General features: G+C 74.2%; 12 protein-coding genes. 7 read left to right on the forward strand and 5 right to left on the reverse strand.

The genetic code is table 11. The features are described from left to right. Positions 1 to 83: 83 nt before the first annotated feature. The 3 genes from ACFHWE_RS04190 to ACFHWE_RS04200 form a co-directional block, all read right to left on the reverse strand. Positions 84 to 263: a hypothetical protein gene (locus tag ACFHWE_RS04190; protein ID WP_416599258.1), complete on the reverse strand. Its 180-nt coding sequence runs from the start codon at positions 261 to 263 to the stop codon at positions 84 to 86. A 163-nt stretch (positions 264 to 426) separates the two neighbouring features. Then, positions 427 to 813 carry a hypothetical protein gene (locus ACFHWE_RS04195; RefSeq protein ID WP_416599259.1) on the reverse strand — a complete coding sequence of 129 codons (387 nt, stop codon included), beginning with the start codon at positions 811 to 813 and terminating at the stop codon, positions 427 to 429. Positions 814 to 1,014: 201 nt separating this feature from the next. Continuing rightward, entirely contained in the window at positions 1,015 to 1,800 is a 786-nt protein-coding gene (locus tag ACFHWE_RS04200) for an NRDE family protein (protein WP_416599307.1), read from the reverse strand. A gap of 304 nt (positions 1,801 to 2,104) precedes the next feature. Here ACFHWE_RS04200 and ACFHWE_RS04205 point away from each other — a divergent pair, with 304 nt between their 5' ends. Both ACFHWE_RS04205 and ACFHWE_RS04210 read left to right on the forward strand, forming a co-directional pair. Next, positions 2,105 to 4,639 (forward strand): HAD-IC family P-type ATPase, encoded by a 2,535-nt coding sequence (locus ACFHWE_RS04205; RefSeq protein ID WP_416599260.1) that lies wholly within the window; start codon positions 2,105 to 2,107, stop codon positions 4,637 to 4,639. Between the two features lie 29 nt (positions 4,640 to 4,668). Beyond that, entirely contained in the window at positions 4,669 to 5,886 is a 1,218-nt protein-coding gene (locus tag ACFHWE_RS04210) for a multidrug effflux MFS transporter (RefSeq protein WP_416599308.1), read from the forward strand. Between the two features lie 68 nt (positions 5,887 to 5,954). On the opposite strand, the gene ACFHWE_RS04215 is transcribed toward ACFHWE_RS04210, so the two are convergent. Next, positions 5,955 to 6,497 carry an FxsA family protein gene (locus ACFHWE_RS04215; protein ID WP_416599261.1) on the reverse strand — a complete coding sequence of 181 codons (543 nt, stop codon included), beginning with the start codon at positions 6,495 to 6,497 and terminating at the stop codon, positions 5,955 to 5,957. A gap of 101 nt (positions 6,498 to 6,598) precedes the next feature. Further along, a complete protein-coding gene (lnt, locus tag ACFHWE_RS04220) occupies positions 6,599 to 8,248 on the reverse strand; it encodes an apolipoprotein N-acyltransferase (protein WP_416599262.1) in 1,650 nt (549 codons plus the stop codon). A gap of 587 nt (positions 8,249 to 8,835) precedes the next feature. Between lnt and ACFHWE_RS04225 the strand changes: the two genes are divergently transcribed. The 5 genes from ACFHWE_RS04225 to ACFHWE_RS04245 all read left to right on the forward strand — a co-directional run bounded on the left by ACFHWE_RS04225 (position 8,836) and on the right by ACFHWE_RS04245 (position 15,100). After that, positions 8,836 to 10,053 carry an ABC transporter ATP-binding protein gene (locus ACFHWE_RS04225; protein ID WP_416599263.1) on the forward strand — a complete coding sequence of 406 codons (1,218 nt, stop codon included), beginning with the start codon at positions 8,836 to 8,838 and terminating at the stop codon, positions 10,051 to 10,053. Positions 10,054 to 10,199: 146 nt separating this feature from the next. Then, on the forward strand, positions 10,200 to 12,287 hold the full coding sequence (locus tag ACFHWE_RS04230; RefSeq protein WP_416599264.1) for a prolyl oligopeptidase family serine peptidase: 2,088 nt from the start codon (positions 10,200 to 10,202) through the stop codon (positions 12,285 to 12,287). Positions 12,288 to 12,491: 204 nt separating this feature from the next. Beyond that, the gene (locus ACFHWE_RS04235) at positions 12,492 to 13,694 is read left to right on the forward strand and encodes a JmjC domain-containing protein (RefSeq protein WP_416599265.1); all 1,203 of its coding nucleotides are present in this window, start codon (positions 12,492 to 12,494) and stop codon (positions 13,692 to 13,694) included. A gap of 117 nt (positions 13,695 to 13,811) precedes the next feature. Continuing rightward, positions 13,812 to 14,063 carry a hypothetical protein gene (locus ACFHWE_RS04240; RefSeq protein ID WP_416599266.1) on the forward strand — a complete coding sequence of 84 codons (252 nt, stop codon included), beginning with the start codon at positions 13,812 to 13,814 and terminating at the stop codon, positions 14,061 to 14,063. A 176-nt stretch (positions 14,064 to 14,239) separates the two neighbouring features. After that, complete coding sequence (locus tag ACFHWE_RS04245; RefSeq protein WP_416599267.1) at positions 14,240 to 15,100, forward strand: (2Fe-2S)-binding protein; 861 nt, start codon at positions 14,240 to 14,242, stop codon at positions 15,098 to 15,100. Positions 15,101 to 15,109 lie beyond the last annotated feature (9 nt).

Consider the following 15,109-nt stretch of genomic DNA (forward strand, 5'->3'; position numbering starts at 1 on the left):
GGTGGCCGACGTCCTCCGTCGACCTTTCGCCGCAGGTGGGTCGGGGTGCGCGGAAGACGGTAGGGACTCGTTCGAGCCGGCCCTCAGCCGCCCAGGCGTGGCCTGGCCCGGACGATGAGGAAGGCTCCCAGGACGGCGGACACGGCGCAGGCGGCGGCCAGCAGCACGCCGCCCTGCCGCCAGTGCACGAGGGCACCGATCACGGAGACCACGTAGAACAGCCAGTAGGAGCTTCTCTCCAGTTGCCCGCCATATCCGCCCATAGGGCCCGTCCCCCTGACCTGAACGCGGTGTGTACGCGTGTGGACCACGGCGTCCGCGCCGTCTGCACACAGAGACGCCCCGGGCGCGCTGCCGGTTTACCGGTGTGTTCACCCGGTGTCGGGCACCGGAAGCGGAGCGCACCACCGCTCAGGTCGAGGCGGTTCACGGCCGGGCCGCCATCTCCCACTCCAGGAGTTCGAGGTCGGCCTCCACCTCCTCGGCGGCGGTGTCGCGGGGGGCGAACTCGGCCAGGTCCGCGCGCGTGGCGCGGAGTCTGCGGCGGGCGGCGCGCACCCGGCCGCCGTCGTGGTCCCCGAGAGGTGCCGCCCGCAGCTCCCCACGGCCGCTGACCACACCGGTGGGGGTGCGCAGCGACCAGTCCCAGCCCTGCGTCCCGGCGTCGATGCTCCTCGTGGCGTGCACAAGGACACCGACCCGGTCGTGGTGGCCGCTGTGGACGCGCGTCCACCGGCCGACGAGGTCGGCGGGGTCGTGCGGGAGTTCGTGGGCGGGGCGGGAGAATTCCTGGTGGGCGGGGCTGGCGTTCATCCGAGAGTCCTTCCGAGAGGGGGCTGGTGGGTGCCCGGGGCCGTGCGGTGGCACGTCGGCCGGGCCGCCGACCGGTTTCGGGCATCGAGGCCACGGTCCAGTACGCCGCTTATAGCGCGGTTTCGGATCCTTCTACATACCCGGCCGGAGGCCTCGCGTACCTGTGCCGACACGTGATGGCGAGGTGCCCCGGCCGACGCGTCACACGTCGACCAGTCGCCAGGACCGGGAATCAGCGGGGTCGGTGGTGAAGGCGTGTCGGACGGTTCCGGCGTCGGCGGCGACGAGGGTCACCGACCCCGTCGCCCAGACCTTGCCGTCGCCGAGTTCGGCGTGGGCGATCAGGCCCGAGGGATCCCCCGCGCCGTCGGTGCCCACCGAGCGAGGGGTGTCGCGTGCGGCCGCGGCGAGCAGATCCACCCAGTCCCCCCAGATCCCACCCGCGTCCGGGGCCGCGGCCAGGCACGCGGGGTCGGGGCGGGTGCGCGCGAACTCGGGGCGGTGGCGGACCGAGCGCGGAGCGGCCGGGTCGAGCCCGGTGTTGACGATGACGCTCACCCCGGCGGACAGAGGACGGGTGTCCAGGCGGCGCCCGTCCCAACTGTGCAGCACCGCCCGGTGGGCGTCGGCGTCCAGGAGGTGGAAGGGCGCGTACCTGCCGGCGTCGACCTCGGCCAGGGCGTCCCGGCCGTGCTGGGCGAGGGCGTGCAGCGGCAGGTCGCCGCGGCTCGCCGGGTAGGCGCCCTCCCAGGGCATGCGGCCGTCCCACGGCCACCCGTTGAGCAGCGCGGCCGTGCGCGCACGCGCCGTGTCCACGGCCAGCCAGGTGCCGCCTGCGCTCCGGTCACGGCCTCCGACGGCGTCAGGGTGGTCGGGCCAGTGCCGGCCGGGCCCGTCCCAGGGGCGGTCCCGCATCTCGTCCCGGACCGCTGCGATGACCAGCGGCGTGTCCGCGCCGGGGTCGAATCCGACGATGACGGTGCACATGGTGTCCTTCACGTGGTCTCGGAACGGTTGCGCCCTCACCACAACCGTATGCCCGAAAAGGGTATTGCGGACGGGCCGCCGACCGCGAGGTGTGCTTCGTCTCCGCAAGGGGACTGCGGTTCTCACCGGTGCGCGCTCGGAGGCCCGGGGCACGGCGACCCCGCGGACGCGCGAACGCCCCCTTGGTTCGGCACCACGATCCGGGAACAGCTCCTAGTCTTGACAGCGCCGGTGTCCGGCGGTCCGTGTCCCGGGCGGCCGCGGCACCGTCCTCCCCGCCCCGAGACCCCTGCAGGAGAGCCGCGTGCCCGAACATCCCGATCCCCCCGACGGCGGTGCGGGCAGCGGTGCGGCCCGTGCGGCGCTGGCCGCACCCGACCGGGTCGGCCCGGCCGCGCCTCCCGACGAACCCGGGCTGAGCCGGGCGCAGGTCGCCGAGCGGGTGGCCTCGGGACGGACCAACGACGTCCCGGTCCGGGGCGGCCGCAGCGTCGGACAGATCATCCGGGGCAACGTGTTCACGCGCATCAACGCGATGATCGCCGTGCTGTTCACCGTCATCGCCGTCATCGGGCCCGTTCAGGACGGGCTGTTCGCGATGGTGGTCCTGTGCAACACCCTCATCGGCATCGTGCAGGAGGTGCGGGCCAAACGGACCCTGGACCGGTTGGCGATCGTGAACGCGGCACGCCCCCGTGTGGTGCGCGAGGGAGCCGTGGAGCGCGTGGCCGCCCAGGAGATCGTCCTGGACGAGGTGCTGGAGGTGGGCACCGGAGACCAGGTCGTCGTGGACGGCACGGTGACCTTCTCGGGCGCCCTGGAGGTCGACGAGTCACTGCTGACCGGTGAGGCCGACCCCGTGGCCAAGGCGGTCGGTGACACCGTCATGTCGGGCAGCTTCGTGGTGGCGGGCCAGGGGCGGTTCCGGGCGACGAAGGTGGGACGGCACGCCTACGCCGCGCGCCTGGCCGAGGAGGCGAGCCGGTTCTCCCTGGTGCGCTCCGAACTGCGGTCGGGGATCGACCGGATCCTGAAATGGATCACCTACGCGCTCTTCCCCGTCGGGGGCCTGCTGGTCTACAGCCAGTTGTTCCTGGGCGGAGGCGTCGCCCTGGAGGAGGCCTCGGCGGGCGGCCGGGTCTCCGGGCCCCTCGCCGACGCGCTGCGCGGCATGGTGGCGGCTCTGGTGTCGATGATCCCCGAAGGGCTGATCCTGCTCACCAGCATCGCGTTCGCGGTGGGGGTGGTCCGGCTGGGCCGCCACAAGTGCCTGGTCCAGGAGCTGCCCGCGATCGAGGGCCTGGCCCGGGTGGACGTGGTGTGCACCGACAAGACGGGCACCCTGACCGAGTCCGGGATGCGGCTGTCCGCCGTCCGCGAACTGGGCGGCGGGGGCGGCCCGGAGGACTCCCCCGCCCGGGTGCTCGCCGCGCTGGCCGCCGGCGACCCCGACCCCAACCCGAGCATGGCGGCGATCGCCCGGGGCTGCGCCGCGGCCGGACGGCAGGCCCCGGACTGGCCGGTGACGGCGCTGGCCCCCTTCTCCTCGGCCCGCAAGTGGAGCGGCGCGAGCCTGCTGACGCCGGACGGGGAGCAGCACTGGGTGTTGGGCGCCGCCGACGTCCTGGTGCCCGCCGACGACCCCGCCGCGGCCGAGGCCGCCCGGCTGGGCGGCCAGGGGCACCGGGTCCTGCTCCTGGCACGGGCCGCCGAGCGCGTGGACGCCGACGGGCTCCCCGGCGGGCTGCGGCCCGCGGCCCTGGTGGTGCTGGACCAGAGGGTGCGCGAGGACGCCGGACCCACCCTGGACTATTTCGGCGCACAGGGGGTGGACGTCAAGATCGTCTCCGGCGACCACGCGGCGGCCGTGGGTGCGGTGGGGCGTGAGGTGGGGCTGGCCGGATCCGACCACCCGGTGGACGCCCGGAACCTGCCCGAGGACCGCGACGACCTGGCCGAGGCCGTGGAGCGCCGCTCCTCGTTCGGTCGGGTGAGCCCCGAGCGCAAACGCGACATGGTGCGGGGACTGCGCGACCGCGGCCGCACGGTGGCCATGACCGGCGACGGCGTCAACGACGTGCTGGCGCTGAAGGAGGCCGACATCGGCGTGGCGATGGGCTCGGGCAGCCCGGCCTCGCGCTCGGTCGCGCAGTTGGTGCTGCTGGACGACCGGTTCGCGGTGCTGCCGAGGGTGGTGGCCGAGGGCCGCCGCGTGATCGGCAACATCGAACGGGTGGCGGGGCTGTTCCTGACCAAGACCGTGTACACGATGGTGCTGGCCGTGACCGTGGGCCTGCTGGCGGTGGCCTACCCGTTCTTCCCCCGGCACGCCACCCTGATCAACGCGGTGACCTTCGGCATCCCCTCGTTCTTCCTGGCGCTGGCGCCCAACACCGACATCGTCCGCCCCGGGTTCGTACTGCGGACGCTGCGGCTGGCGGCCCCCGCGGGGATGGTGGCGGGTGTGGCGGCCGTGACGACCTACCTGCTGGTGCTGGGCGGGCGGACCGTCCCCGAGCCCGCCGACCGGACCGCCGTGGTGATCACGCTGTGCGCGACCACCCTGTGGGTACTGCTGCTGGTGGCCCGGCCCTACGTGTGGTGGAAGGTCGTGCTGGTGGCGGCCATGGCGGGCCTGCTGGTGCTAGCCCTGGTCACGCCGCTGGGGCAGTGGTTCTTCGACCTGGACGTGAGCGACCCGGCCAAGGTGCTCACCGGCCTGGCGGTGGCCGGGTGCGCGATCGCGGCGATCACCCTCATCCGCGTCGTGGACGACCGGATGACGGCCCGTGAGGCGGGGCCCGAACCGAAGCGGTCGGGCCGCGGGGCCGCATCGTGACCGGGGCGGGGGACGCGTCGACGGGCGGCCTGCCGCGGCCCCCGGCCGCGCCACCGGGTGCTCCGACGGGGTGGGCCCGTGCGGGGCTGGCGCTGCTCCTGGGTCTGCTGTCGGCGCTGGGTCCACTGTCCATCGACACCTATCTGCCGGGCTTCCCCGCCATCGCCGCCGAACTGGAGACGTCGGAGTCCGGTGTGCAGGCGAGCCTGACCACGTGCATGATGGGCCTGGCCGCGGGCCAGGTGGTGGTCGGCCCCCTGAGCGACGCCCTGGGGCGGCGCGGGCCGCTGCTGGTGTGCCTGGCGCTGTTCGTCGCCTCGTCACTGCTGTGCGCCCTGGCGCCGGGGATCGGCGCCCTGGCCCTCACACGCTTCCTCCAGGGCTTCACCGCCTCGGCCGGGGTGGTGCTCTCGCGTGCGGTGGTGCGCGACGTGTTCGGCGGCACGGACATGACGCGGTTCTTCGCGACCCTGACCGCGATCATCGCGGTGACCCCACTGGTGGCGCCGCTGGTGGGCAGCGGGATCCTGGCACTGCCCTTCGGCGGCTGGCGGGTGGTCTTCGTCTTCCTCGCCGCGCTCGGTGCGGTCGTCGCCGCGATCGCCTTCGCCCGTCTGGCGGAGACCCTGCCCGCGCTTCGGCGTGTGCCCGGCAGCCTCGGGGGCGCCCTGCGTTCGATGGGGGCGCTGCTGCTCGACCGGACCTTTCTCGTCTACGCGCTGGTCCTGGGGCTGCTGCACGGCGGAAGCTTCGCCTACGTGGCGGGGACGCCGTTCGTCTATCAGGAGCTGTACGGGCTGTCCGCCCAGGGGTTCGGGGTGCTCTTCGCCTCGGGCGGCCTGGCCATGGTCGCGGGCAGCGCGTCCGTGGGCCGGCTCGGCGAGCGGTTCACGGAGCGCTCCCTGCTGTGGGCCGCCTCCTCCACCGCGACGGCGGCGGCGGGGGCGATCCTGGCCGCCGCGCTCGTGCACGCTCCGCTGGCCGCCCTGGCACTGTCCTCGGTCGTGTACATGGCCTCGATGGGGGCGCTGCTGGCGTCGGGCTCGGCTCTGGCGATGCGCGGCCAGGAGGGGCGGGCGGGATCGGCCAGCGCTCTGATCGGCGCCTTCCCGATGCTCGTCGGCGCCCTGGCCGCGCCGCTGGTGGGTCTGGGCGGTCAGAGCGCGGTGCCCATGGGGGCGGTGCTGTTCGGCTCGGCCGCCCTGGGCCTGCTGGTGCTGGCGGCGGGGCGGCGCCCGAACCGCTGAGCCCCGCGCCCGGTCACGGCCCGGTGCGGACCCGTCCGGTTCCCGTGGGAGCGGGCGGCACCGTGCCGTCAGCGCCCGTCGTCGTCCACCGGCTCGAAGTGGCCCTGGATGACGCGGCCTCGGGACGGACCGGCGCTGTCGGCGCCTCCCCCGGAGCCGCCGCCGGGGCGGGGGCCGAACGGGCCGCCCTGGCCGGGAACGCCGCCCTCCGGAGGTGTGAACCGACGGTCCATGCGCTCCTGCATACGGCTCATGCGGCGCCGGGTCCAGCCGCTGAAGGCCCACCGCAGGGCGGGCCGGGTGAAGGGCAGGACCATCAGCACGCCCAGGAGGGCGGTGAGGAAGCCGGGCACGACGAGCAGGAGCCCGCCGACCATGACCATGAGCGGGTCGAGCAGGCCGCCGCGCGGCGGCTCACCGGAGCGCATGGCCTCGTCCGCGTCGCGGAACGCCTTCGTGCCCGCACGGCGCAGCACACCGCCGCCGAGCACGGTGAGGGAGACCAGCGCGGCGATCGTCCACGGCACCCCGATCCACCCGCCGACCACGATCATCAGCCACACTTCCACGAACGGAAGCGCCATGAGCGCCAGCAGAACCAGCAGCGCCATCGGACACCATCCCATCTCGGCACTCGTCCCTGTCAGGGTCAACGCGCGCCCGCGGCCCGTGGTTCCCGCGGCGGCCGAGGCACCGGCCCCTGGCTCGTCCGCTACCGGCTGCGGGCGCGGCGGCCGACGACCGCGGCGGCGACGGCGGCCGCGAGGCCCACCGCGCTCAGCAGGGCCTCGGGGAGTGCACCCAGCCGGGTGGCGGGCGTGGACCCCTCGACGGTGGTGATCTCGGCCACGTGCAGGTCGGCCTCGGCCTCGGGCGAGGTGTAGACGGCGCTGCCGTCGGACTCCACCACCGCGCTGATGCCGCTGGTGGAGACGACGACGGCGGTCCGGCCGTGTTCGACGGCGCGCAACCGGGTGATGGCCAACTGCTGCTCGGACTGGCCGGTGAAGTTGTAGTTGGCGTTGTTGGTGGGGACCACGATGACCTGTCCGCCGGCGGCGACGGACTCGCGCACCGGCCGGTCGAAGGCCACGTCGAAGCAGATGGCCACGGCCAGGGTGGTCCCGCCCACCTCCAGCGCACCGGGTTCGGTGCCCGGGACCGCGTCGGAGCCCACCTGTTCGAGCCGGGCCACGAACCGGGTGAAGAAGTCGCGGTAGGGGATGTACTCGCCGAAGGGCACGAGGAAGCGCTTGTCGTAGGCCTGCCCCGGACCGGTCCGGGGGTCCCACACCACGCTCTGGATGTAGCGGGTGCCGTCGTCGTTGAACCGGCTCAGGCCCCACAGCAGGGGTGCGCCGATGTCGCGCGCGGCCCCGGAGATGAGGCGTTCGGCCTCGGGGTCGCGGAAGGGGTCGATGTCGCTGGCGTTCTCCGGCAGCAGAACCACGTCCGGCTGGGGGTAGGTGCCCGCGCGGACGGCGTCGGCGAGCTCGTGGACGCCGTCGACGTGGTTGCGCAGCACCTGGGCGCGCTCACCGGTGACGCTCACCTGGCCGACGCCGGGCACGTTGCCCTGCACCATGGCGACCGTGACGGTCCCGGACTCGGCGGGGCGGCCGACCGCCGGGGCCAGGGTGCCGCCCGCGACGACCGCCGCGGCGGCGGCGAGCGCGGCCCCGGCCAGGGCGGGGGAGCGGCCCCGGCCCGGCCCCGCTGCGCGCGGGGCGGGCACCGCGCGCAGCACGCTCCACAGCGCCAGGCCGCCGGTGAGGGCGACCGCGAAGGTCACCAGGGGGGAGGAGCCCAGGGCGGCGTAGCCGGCGAAGGGGGTGTCGGGCTGGGCGAAGGCGAGTTTGCCCCAGGGGAAGCCGCCCAGCGGCCAGCGGGCGCGCAGGGCCTCCTGGGCCACCCACAGGGCGGCGGTCGTGGCGGGCCACAGGGGCATCCGCAGGGCCAGGGACAGCCCCATGGCCATGGGGACGAAGTACACGCACTCGGCGGCGGCGATGAGCAGCCACACGTCGATGCCGAAGATGTCCTGCCAGCTCACCAGCGGCACCATGAGCACGGCCGCGGCCAGGCCGCCCAGCCAGGCGGCACGGCGCAGCCGGGTTCCGGCGACGGCGAAGGCGAGCAGGGCGGCGCTCAGCGGCCCCAGCCACCACCATCCGTAGGGCGGCAGGGCGAAGAGCTGGGCCAGGCCGGAGGCCACGGCGGCCAGGAAGCGCCAGAGCAGGTCGTATCCGCCCCAGCGGTGGCCGAGGGCGACCGCGGAGGGCCACCGGTTCGGGGGCGCCTGCGAGCGCCCGGGTGCGGGTCCGTCGGTGTCCGGGGCGCGTTCGGTGTGCTCGGCGACCACGTGGGCTGCTCGCTTTCGGCTGCGGGGAGGTGCGTGCTCGCGGCCCAGGATATGGGGGGACGCGGAAAAGGCCCGAGCCACCCTTCGGACCGGCTCCGTCCCGTCGGCGGCGAGCTCGGAAAACCGTTGTCTACTGGATGTTCGGGCCTTTTCCGGGTCCAACCCCCCGCCCGGCCGCGTCGAACCGCCCTTCACCCGATCCCGGCTGCACCTGGCGCGTGATGCAGCGTCCGATCGGACGAGTGGGGGACGTGCGACCGGTCCGTCCAGTGCTGGACTGGTCGTTAGGTTACCCAGACTCCCCGACCCGGTGGCTCAACCCGGTCAGCCGTGTCGTGGGACCGGCGGGCCGAGCACGCGCGCGGGGAGGGGGTGACCGTCGGACAGGCTAACGCACATGGGGTCGCCCGTGCCAGTTGACCGGAAGGGTCCGGTGCGGCGTTCACACCTGATCGATTTTCTGTCAGCTCTGGACATTTCAGTCAGATTCGTGTGTCATGTGATCAACAAAGATCCTGTTTCGATCAGATTCGAAACATCGGGGGTCTTCCCCGCACAGCCACGAACCGGACCGGGAGCGCGAGACCATGGCGGAGATCGAACTCAAAGGCGTCGACAAGATCTACGGGGGCGACGTCAAGGCCGTCGACGACCTGAACCTGCGGATCGAGGACGGCGAGTTCATGGTGCTCGTCGGCCCCTCCGGTTGCGGCAAGTCCACCGCGCTGCGCATGATCGCCGGCCTGGAGGAGATCTCCGAGGGCACCCTGGAGATCGGTGGCGAGATCGTCAACGACCGCGCCCCCAAGGACCGCGACATCGCGATGGTCTTCCAGAACTACGCGCTCTACCCCCACATGACGGTCGAGCAGAACCTCGCCTTCGGCCTGAAGCTGCGCAAGGTCTCCAAGGCCGAGATCGCCCGCCGTGTCAACGAGGCCGCCGGGATGCTGGGCCTGGAGCCCTACCTCAAGCGCAAGCCGGGCGCTCTGTCGGGCGGCCAGCGCCAGCGCGTGGCGATGGGCCGCGCCATCGTGCGCGAGCCCCGCGCCTTCCTCATGGACGAGCCGCTGTCCAACCTCGACGCCAAGCTGCGCGTACAGATGCGCGCCTCCCTCAACCAGCTCCACGAGCGCTTGGGCGTGACCACCGTCTACGTCACCCACGACCAGACCGAGGCGATGACCCTCGGCGACCGGGTCGCCGTGCTGCGCGACGGCCGCCTCCAGCAGGTCGACACCCCCAAGCGGCTGTTCGACGCCCCCGTCAACCTCTTCGTGGCCGGCTTCATCGGCTCCCCCGCCATGAACTTCGTCGAGGCCGACCTGTCCGCCGACGGCGACGGCGCGCTCCTGGCCTTCGCCGACCACAAGATCCCGGTGCCCGCGTCCCTCCTGGAGTCCCGCAAGGAGCTGCGCGACTACCTGGGCCAGCGGGTCATCCTGGGCATCCGCCCCTCCGACTTCAGCGACGCCGAGGCGGGCGGCGACGGCGGCCCCACCCTCGACGTCACCGCCGAGGTGACCGAGGAGCTGGGCACCGAGATCAACGTCATCTTCGGTATCGACGCCCCCCCGGTCCGCCACGAGGACGCCGCCGCCCTGGCCAAGGACGCCGCGGGCGAGGAGGACGACTCCGAGGCCGGCCTCCCTCTGGGTGCGGACCGCTCGATGTTCACCGCCCGCGTCAGCCCGCGCAGCCAGGTCCGGCCCGGCAGCACGATCAGCCTGTCCGTGGACGTGGACCAGCTCCACTTCTTCGACCGCGTCAGCGGCCTGGCGATCGGCTCCCCGCTCGACCGCTGACTCCGCCGACCGGTGCAGCCCCGGCCCGCACGGCCGGGGCTGCACCGTTCCCGTCACCAAACCTGACCCGGACGTCATATTCGCGTCACCCAGGGTAAGACAGTTCTGCCTTGACCGGTCTCCGGCCCGGACCCAACGATGTGGGGGTGCTCAACCGACCCCACGGAGCCGCCCCCCGAGGAACGGCCGCGGACCTCCCGCCCGGCCGCCGCGTCACCGACCCCTACCGCTGGCTGGAGGAGGCCGACTCCCCCCGGACCTCGCTCTGGCTGCGCGACCGCGACCGCGAGTACGAGCGGCAAGCCGCCGCCTGGCCGCTGCGCGCACCCCTGGCCGAACGCATCCGCGCCCTGGTGGACACCGACCTGTGGACCCCGCCCCGGCAGCGGGGCCCGCTGCTGCTGGCCACCGTGCGCCGCGCCCGGCGCGAGCACCCGGCGCTGGTCGCCCTGCCCGCCCGCGGCTGGGGCCCGGCCCGCACCGTCTACGACCCCGCCGAGGAGGACCCGGGCGGCGGCACCACGCTCGACTCCTGGGAGCCGAGCCCCGACGGCGCGCTGGTCGCCGTCCAGACCTCCGTGGGCGGCGTGGAGCACGGCCGGATGCGCGTCCTGGACACGGCTTCGGGGACGCAGGCCGGCCCGGCCGTGGAGGGCGTGCGCTACTCCCACGTGGCCTGGGTGCCCGGCCCCGAACCCGCCTTCCACTACGTGCGCCGCGACGGCGTGCGGGGGTTGCGCGGCGTGTGGCTGCGCCGGGTCGCCGACGGCTCCGAGCGCCTGGTGCACGCCTGCACCGCTCCCGCGAGCGTCCCCGGCGTCCGCGCCCTGGACGGCCGGTGGCTGCTCATCAGCGAGAGCCACGGCACGGGGCACCGCACCGACCTGTGGCTGGCCGACCTCGCCGACCCCCGTCCGCGCCCCGTCCAGGTGGGCCTGGAGGCCGAGACCGAGGCGCTGGCGGGCCCAGACGGCCTGCTGTACCTGCGCACCACCCTCGACGCACCCCGCCGCCGCGTCATGGCGGTCTCCCCCGAGGACCCCGGTGTGGAGCACTGGCGCGAGGTGGTCCCCGAGGACGACGGCGCGACGCTGGACGCCTTCGCCCCCTGCGGCACCGCCGAGCGGCCGGAACTGCTGACGGTGCGCACCCGGTGGGGGATCAGCGAGGCGTCCCGCTACGACGCGCGTTCGGGCGCCCTCCTGGCCGGGGTGGACCTGCCGGGCGAAGGGATGGCCTCCGCCCTCCAGGCGGCCCCCGACGGATCGGTGTACCTGGCCTACGCCGACGTCTCGGAGCAGCAGCGCGTCCTGCGCCTGCCCCCCGGCTCCTCCCGCGCCCTGCCCTGGCCGCCCCAGGAGCGCGCGGCCCCGCCACCGCCCAAGATCGCCCGGACACCCACCGACTGCCGGTCGGCCGACGGCACCCGGGTCCGGATCACCGTCTTCGCCGCCCCCGGCACCCCCGAACCGGGGCCGACCCTCCTGCACGCCTACGGCGGGTTCGGGCGGCCCCGCCAGTTCGGGTTCAGCGCGACCGTCCTGGCCTGGCTGCTGGCGGGCGGGCGCTACGCGGTGGCGCACGTGCGCGGCGGCGGCGACGCCGGACGCGACTGGCACCTGGCGGGCTCGGGCCGGAGCAAGCCGCGCGCCGTCGAGGACCTGGTAGCCGCCGCCGACGCCCTCGTCGGCCGCGGGCTGTGCACCCGCGCTCAACTGTGCCTGTCGGGCGGCTCCGCCGGGGGCCTGCTCGTCCTGGCCGCCGCCACGTCCCGACCGGACCTGTGCGCGGCGGTCATCGCCTCCGCGCCGCTGGCGGACATGGCCCGCTTCGAGCGCCTGGGGCTGGGCCGGATGTGGACCCGGGAGTTCGGCACCGCCGCCGACCCCGGCGACTTCGCCGCCCTGATGTCCTACTCGCCCTACCACCGGGCGCTGGACCGCTCCTCCGACGGCCCGGCCCCCCGATTCCCCAGAGTCCTGCTCACCGGTTTCCACGGTGACACCCGCACCGACGCGGCCCACCCGCGCAAGATGTGCGCCGCGCTGCTCGCGGCGGCGCGGGACCGGGGCGAGGATGCCCCGCGTGCCCTGCTGCGGTACGAGCGCGACGTGGGGCACGGCCCGCGCGCGGTCGGCCGTGCGGTGGCACTGGCCGCCGACGCGCACGCGTTCGCGGCCCACGAGACGGGGCTGGTGCCGGGGCGACCCGGTGCCGTCCCGAACAGAGAATGAGGAACCCACACGAAATGACGAGGTGTGCGATGGACCCGTTCGAGATCGAGGTCGAGGACCTGGCCGAGGTGACCTCCCGCGACATCACCGCGGGCGGCGACAGCGACGGAACCGACTCCAGCTCCGACTTCATCTGATCAGGCCCCGCCGGGCGCGCCTGCACGGCGTGCCCGGCGGGCTCCACCTCTCATGAGAGGGCACCACGTGACCGACACGGGAGAGCTGTTCACCCGGGCCCTGTGTGACACCACGGGCCGCGAGACCTTCACCTCGCGCCTGTCCGAGGGGTTCCTCCTGACCGACATAGGCGCGGGCACCGTCCGCTCGCTGCTGACCTTCGACGACCTCAACGCCATGATCGCCTCGTGCGCGCCCGAGCCGCCGCGCCTGCGCCTGCACCGGGACGGATCCCCGGTCCCCGTCGAGCGGTACACCGAGCAGGGGACCGCCTCGCGCACCGCCCGCAGGGTGATCCGCCCCGAGGGGCTCTACAGCGAACTGCGATCCGGGGCGAGCCTGGTCCTGGACGGCATCGACCGCATGCACCCGCCGATCGCGGCGGCCGCCGACGACCTCATGCGGCTGGTCCGCGAGCGGGTACAGGCCAACCTGTACCTCATCTGGGGGGAGTCGCGCGGATTCGACACCCACTGGGACGACCACGACACCGTCATCGTCCAGGTGGAGGGGACCAAGCACTGGCAGGTGCACGGGCCCGGTTCGCGGCCGCACCCCATGAAGAACGACACCGACCACTCCCACACGCCGCCCCACGGCGCGGACGGGGAGCTCCAGGTGGTCTGGGAGGGCGTGCTGCGGCCCGGCCAGGTGATCCACGTGCCGCGCGGCTGGTGGCACACGGTGACCGGGACGGGCGAGGTGAGCATGCACCTGACGTTCGGGTTCACCCGTGCCACCGGTGTGGACTGGGCCGACGCGCTGGTGCGGCGCCTGTTCGACGAGGAGCTGTTCCGCCGCGACCTGCCGAGGTTCGCCGACGGCGACGAGCGCGGCAAGCACCTGCACGCGCTCCTGGCGCGGCTGGCGGAGCTGGCCGAGGAGCACGGCCTGGACGCGTTCCTGGCCGAGCGGGACGCCCGTTTCCCGCGGCGCACCTCGTTCTCGCTGCCGTGGCCGGTGGAGGAGGCCGACCCCGCACCGGAGGCGGTGGTGGAGTTCGCGCCGATCCTGCCCCCGCCGCTGGAGCGGGAGGGCGACCGGGTGAGCGTCACGGTGGCCGGGCGCCGCTACCGGCTCCCGGCCGTGGCCGAACCCGTGCTGGAGGCGCTGGCGCGGGAGCGGACCCTGACCGTGGCCGAGCTGGCCGGGCGCGTCGGCGGGGACACCGGTGCGACCGCCTCCGTGGTCCGCGCGCTGTCGCGGCACCACCTGGTCCTCATCCGCTAGCGGCGGAGCCCCCGGCGCGGACGTAGGCGTCGATGCCGTCGATGAGCCTGCGGATGCCGTAGGAGAGCCCGGCGACCGGCCCCTCCCCTCGGAGCGGTCGCCCGCCACCGGGAGTGGATGCTGCGCAGTACCGCGCTCGTCTTCGGGATCGCCTTCAACAGGGTCGTCGTGCTGGTCCTGGTCCTGATCGCGCTGCCGCAGATCGACACCCGCTTCGGCGGGGACGCCCAGGCCCTGACCCTGGCGATCTCCCCCGCCGCCGGGTTCCTCTCCTGGATCGTCCCGCTGCTGGCCGTGGAGTGGTGGCTCGCCTACCGCCGCCCCCGCGGCAGCGCCCCCGCCCGGCCACGCACCGATGCCGTGTCCTGAACCCGCCGCGGGCCGTGCCGTGACCTGTACTTTCTTTCCCCGCGGCAACCCGACCGAGGATTGCCCGCAACGAACTGTTAGGGTAGCCTCACTTCACAGGCGCAGATGGACCGTCCCCGGTGACCGCTGCGGGCACCCCTGCAACGGCCGTCATGTGAGGAAGGGCAGGTTCCGCGGTGACCCAAGATCCGCTCGGTGCACTGTGTGACGCGTGTGCACCACTGAAGTTCGCACCCCTGCCCCGGATCACGGACTCCGCCGCCCCGGAGCGCCCCCACGGCACCGCCGCCCACTGGTACCGCTCCGACCACCTGGTGGAGGAGGGCGCCCTGCGCATCCTGCACGACAAGCTGCGCACCGAGCACGGACCCGGCCACCGCCTGCCCGCCGCCACCAACTTCCTGCGGGTGACCCTGCGCGAGCCGATCTTCCTGGTGTCGGCGTCGCTGTACCTGACCGGCCGGGCGCCGCTGCTGAGGCCCGACACCCTGTACCTGCCCTGGGACACGGTCGCCTCGCGCTTCGCCACCCCGGCCGTGGCGGGCGCGCGCTGGGCCGTCCTCCCCGGTGACGCCGCCTCCGGCAGGCCGGACACGGTCACCGTCGCCGACGAGGACGCCCTGGTGCGCGCGGCCGCCGAAGGCGTGGTCGCCACCTTCGGCCCCCTCCTGGAGGACCTGCACGCCCACTCTCGCGCGGGGCTGCGCACCCTGTGGGGATGGGTCGTGGACACCCTGCACTTCTACATGCTCAACCCGGCCCGCTACCTGGGCCGGGACGCCGAGCAGGCGTGGGACCTGGCCGGTCGGCTGGGCGACGCCGTGGTCGGGGCGGGCGCGGTGACGCGCCGGCGCCCGCGCCTGTTCCCGTTCGCCCCCCAGGACCCGCGCGGCACGTGGGCGGTGCGCGGCACCTGCTGCTTCGACTACAAGGCCGACCCCGAGCACGGCTTCTGCACCACCTGCCCGCTCAAATGCGACTCCGAGCGCCGGGAGGACCTGTCGGAGTGGCTGCGCGACCCCGCGCTCGCCCCCTGACCGGCTCGG

Origin of the sequence: Nocardiopsis sp. LOL_012 (assembly GCF_048060475.1) — a bacterium.
GTDB lineage: Bacteria > Actinomycetota > Actinomycetes > Streptosporangiales > Streptosporangiaceae > Nocardiopsis.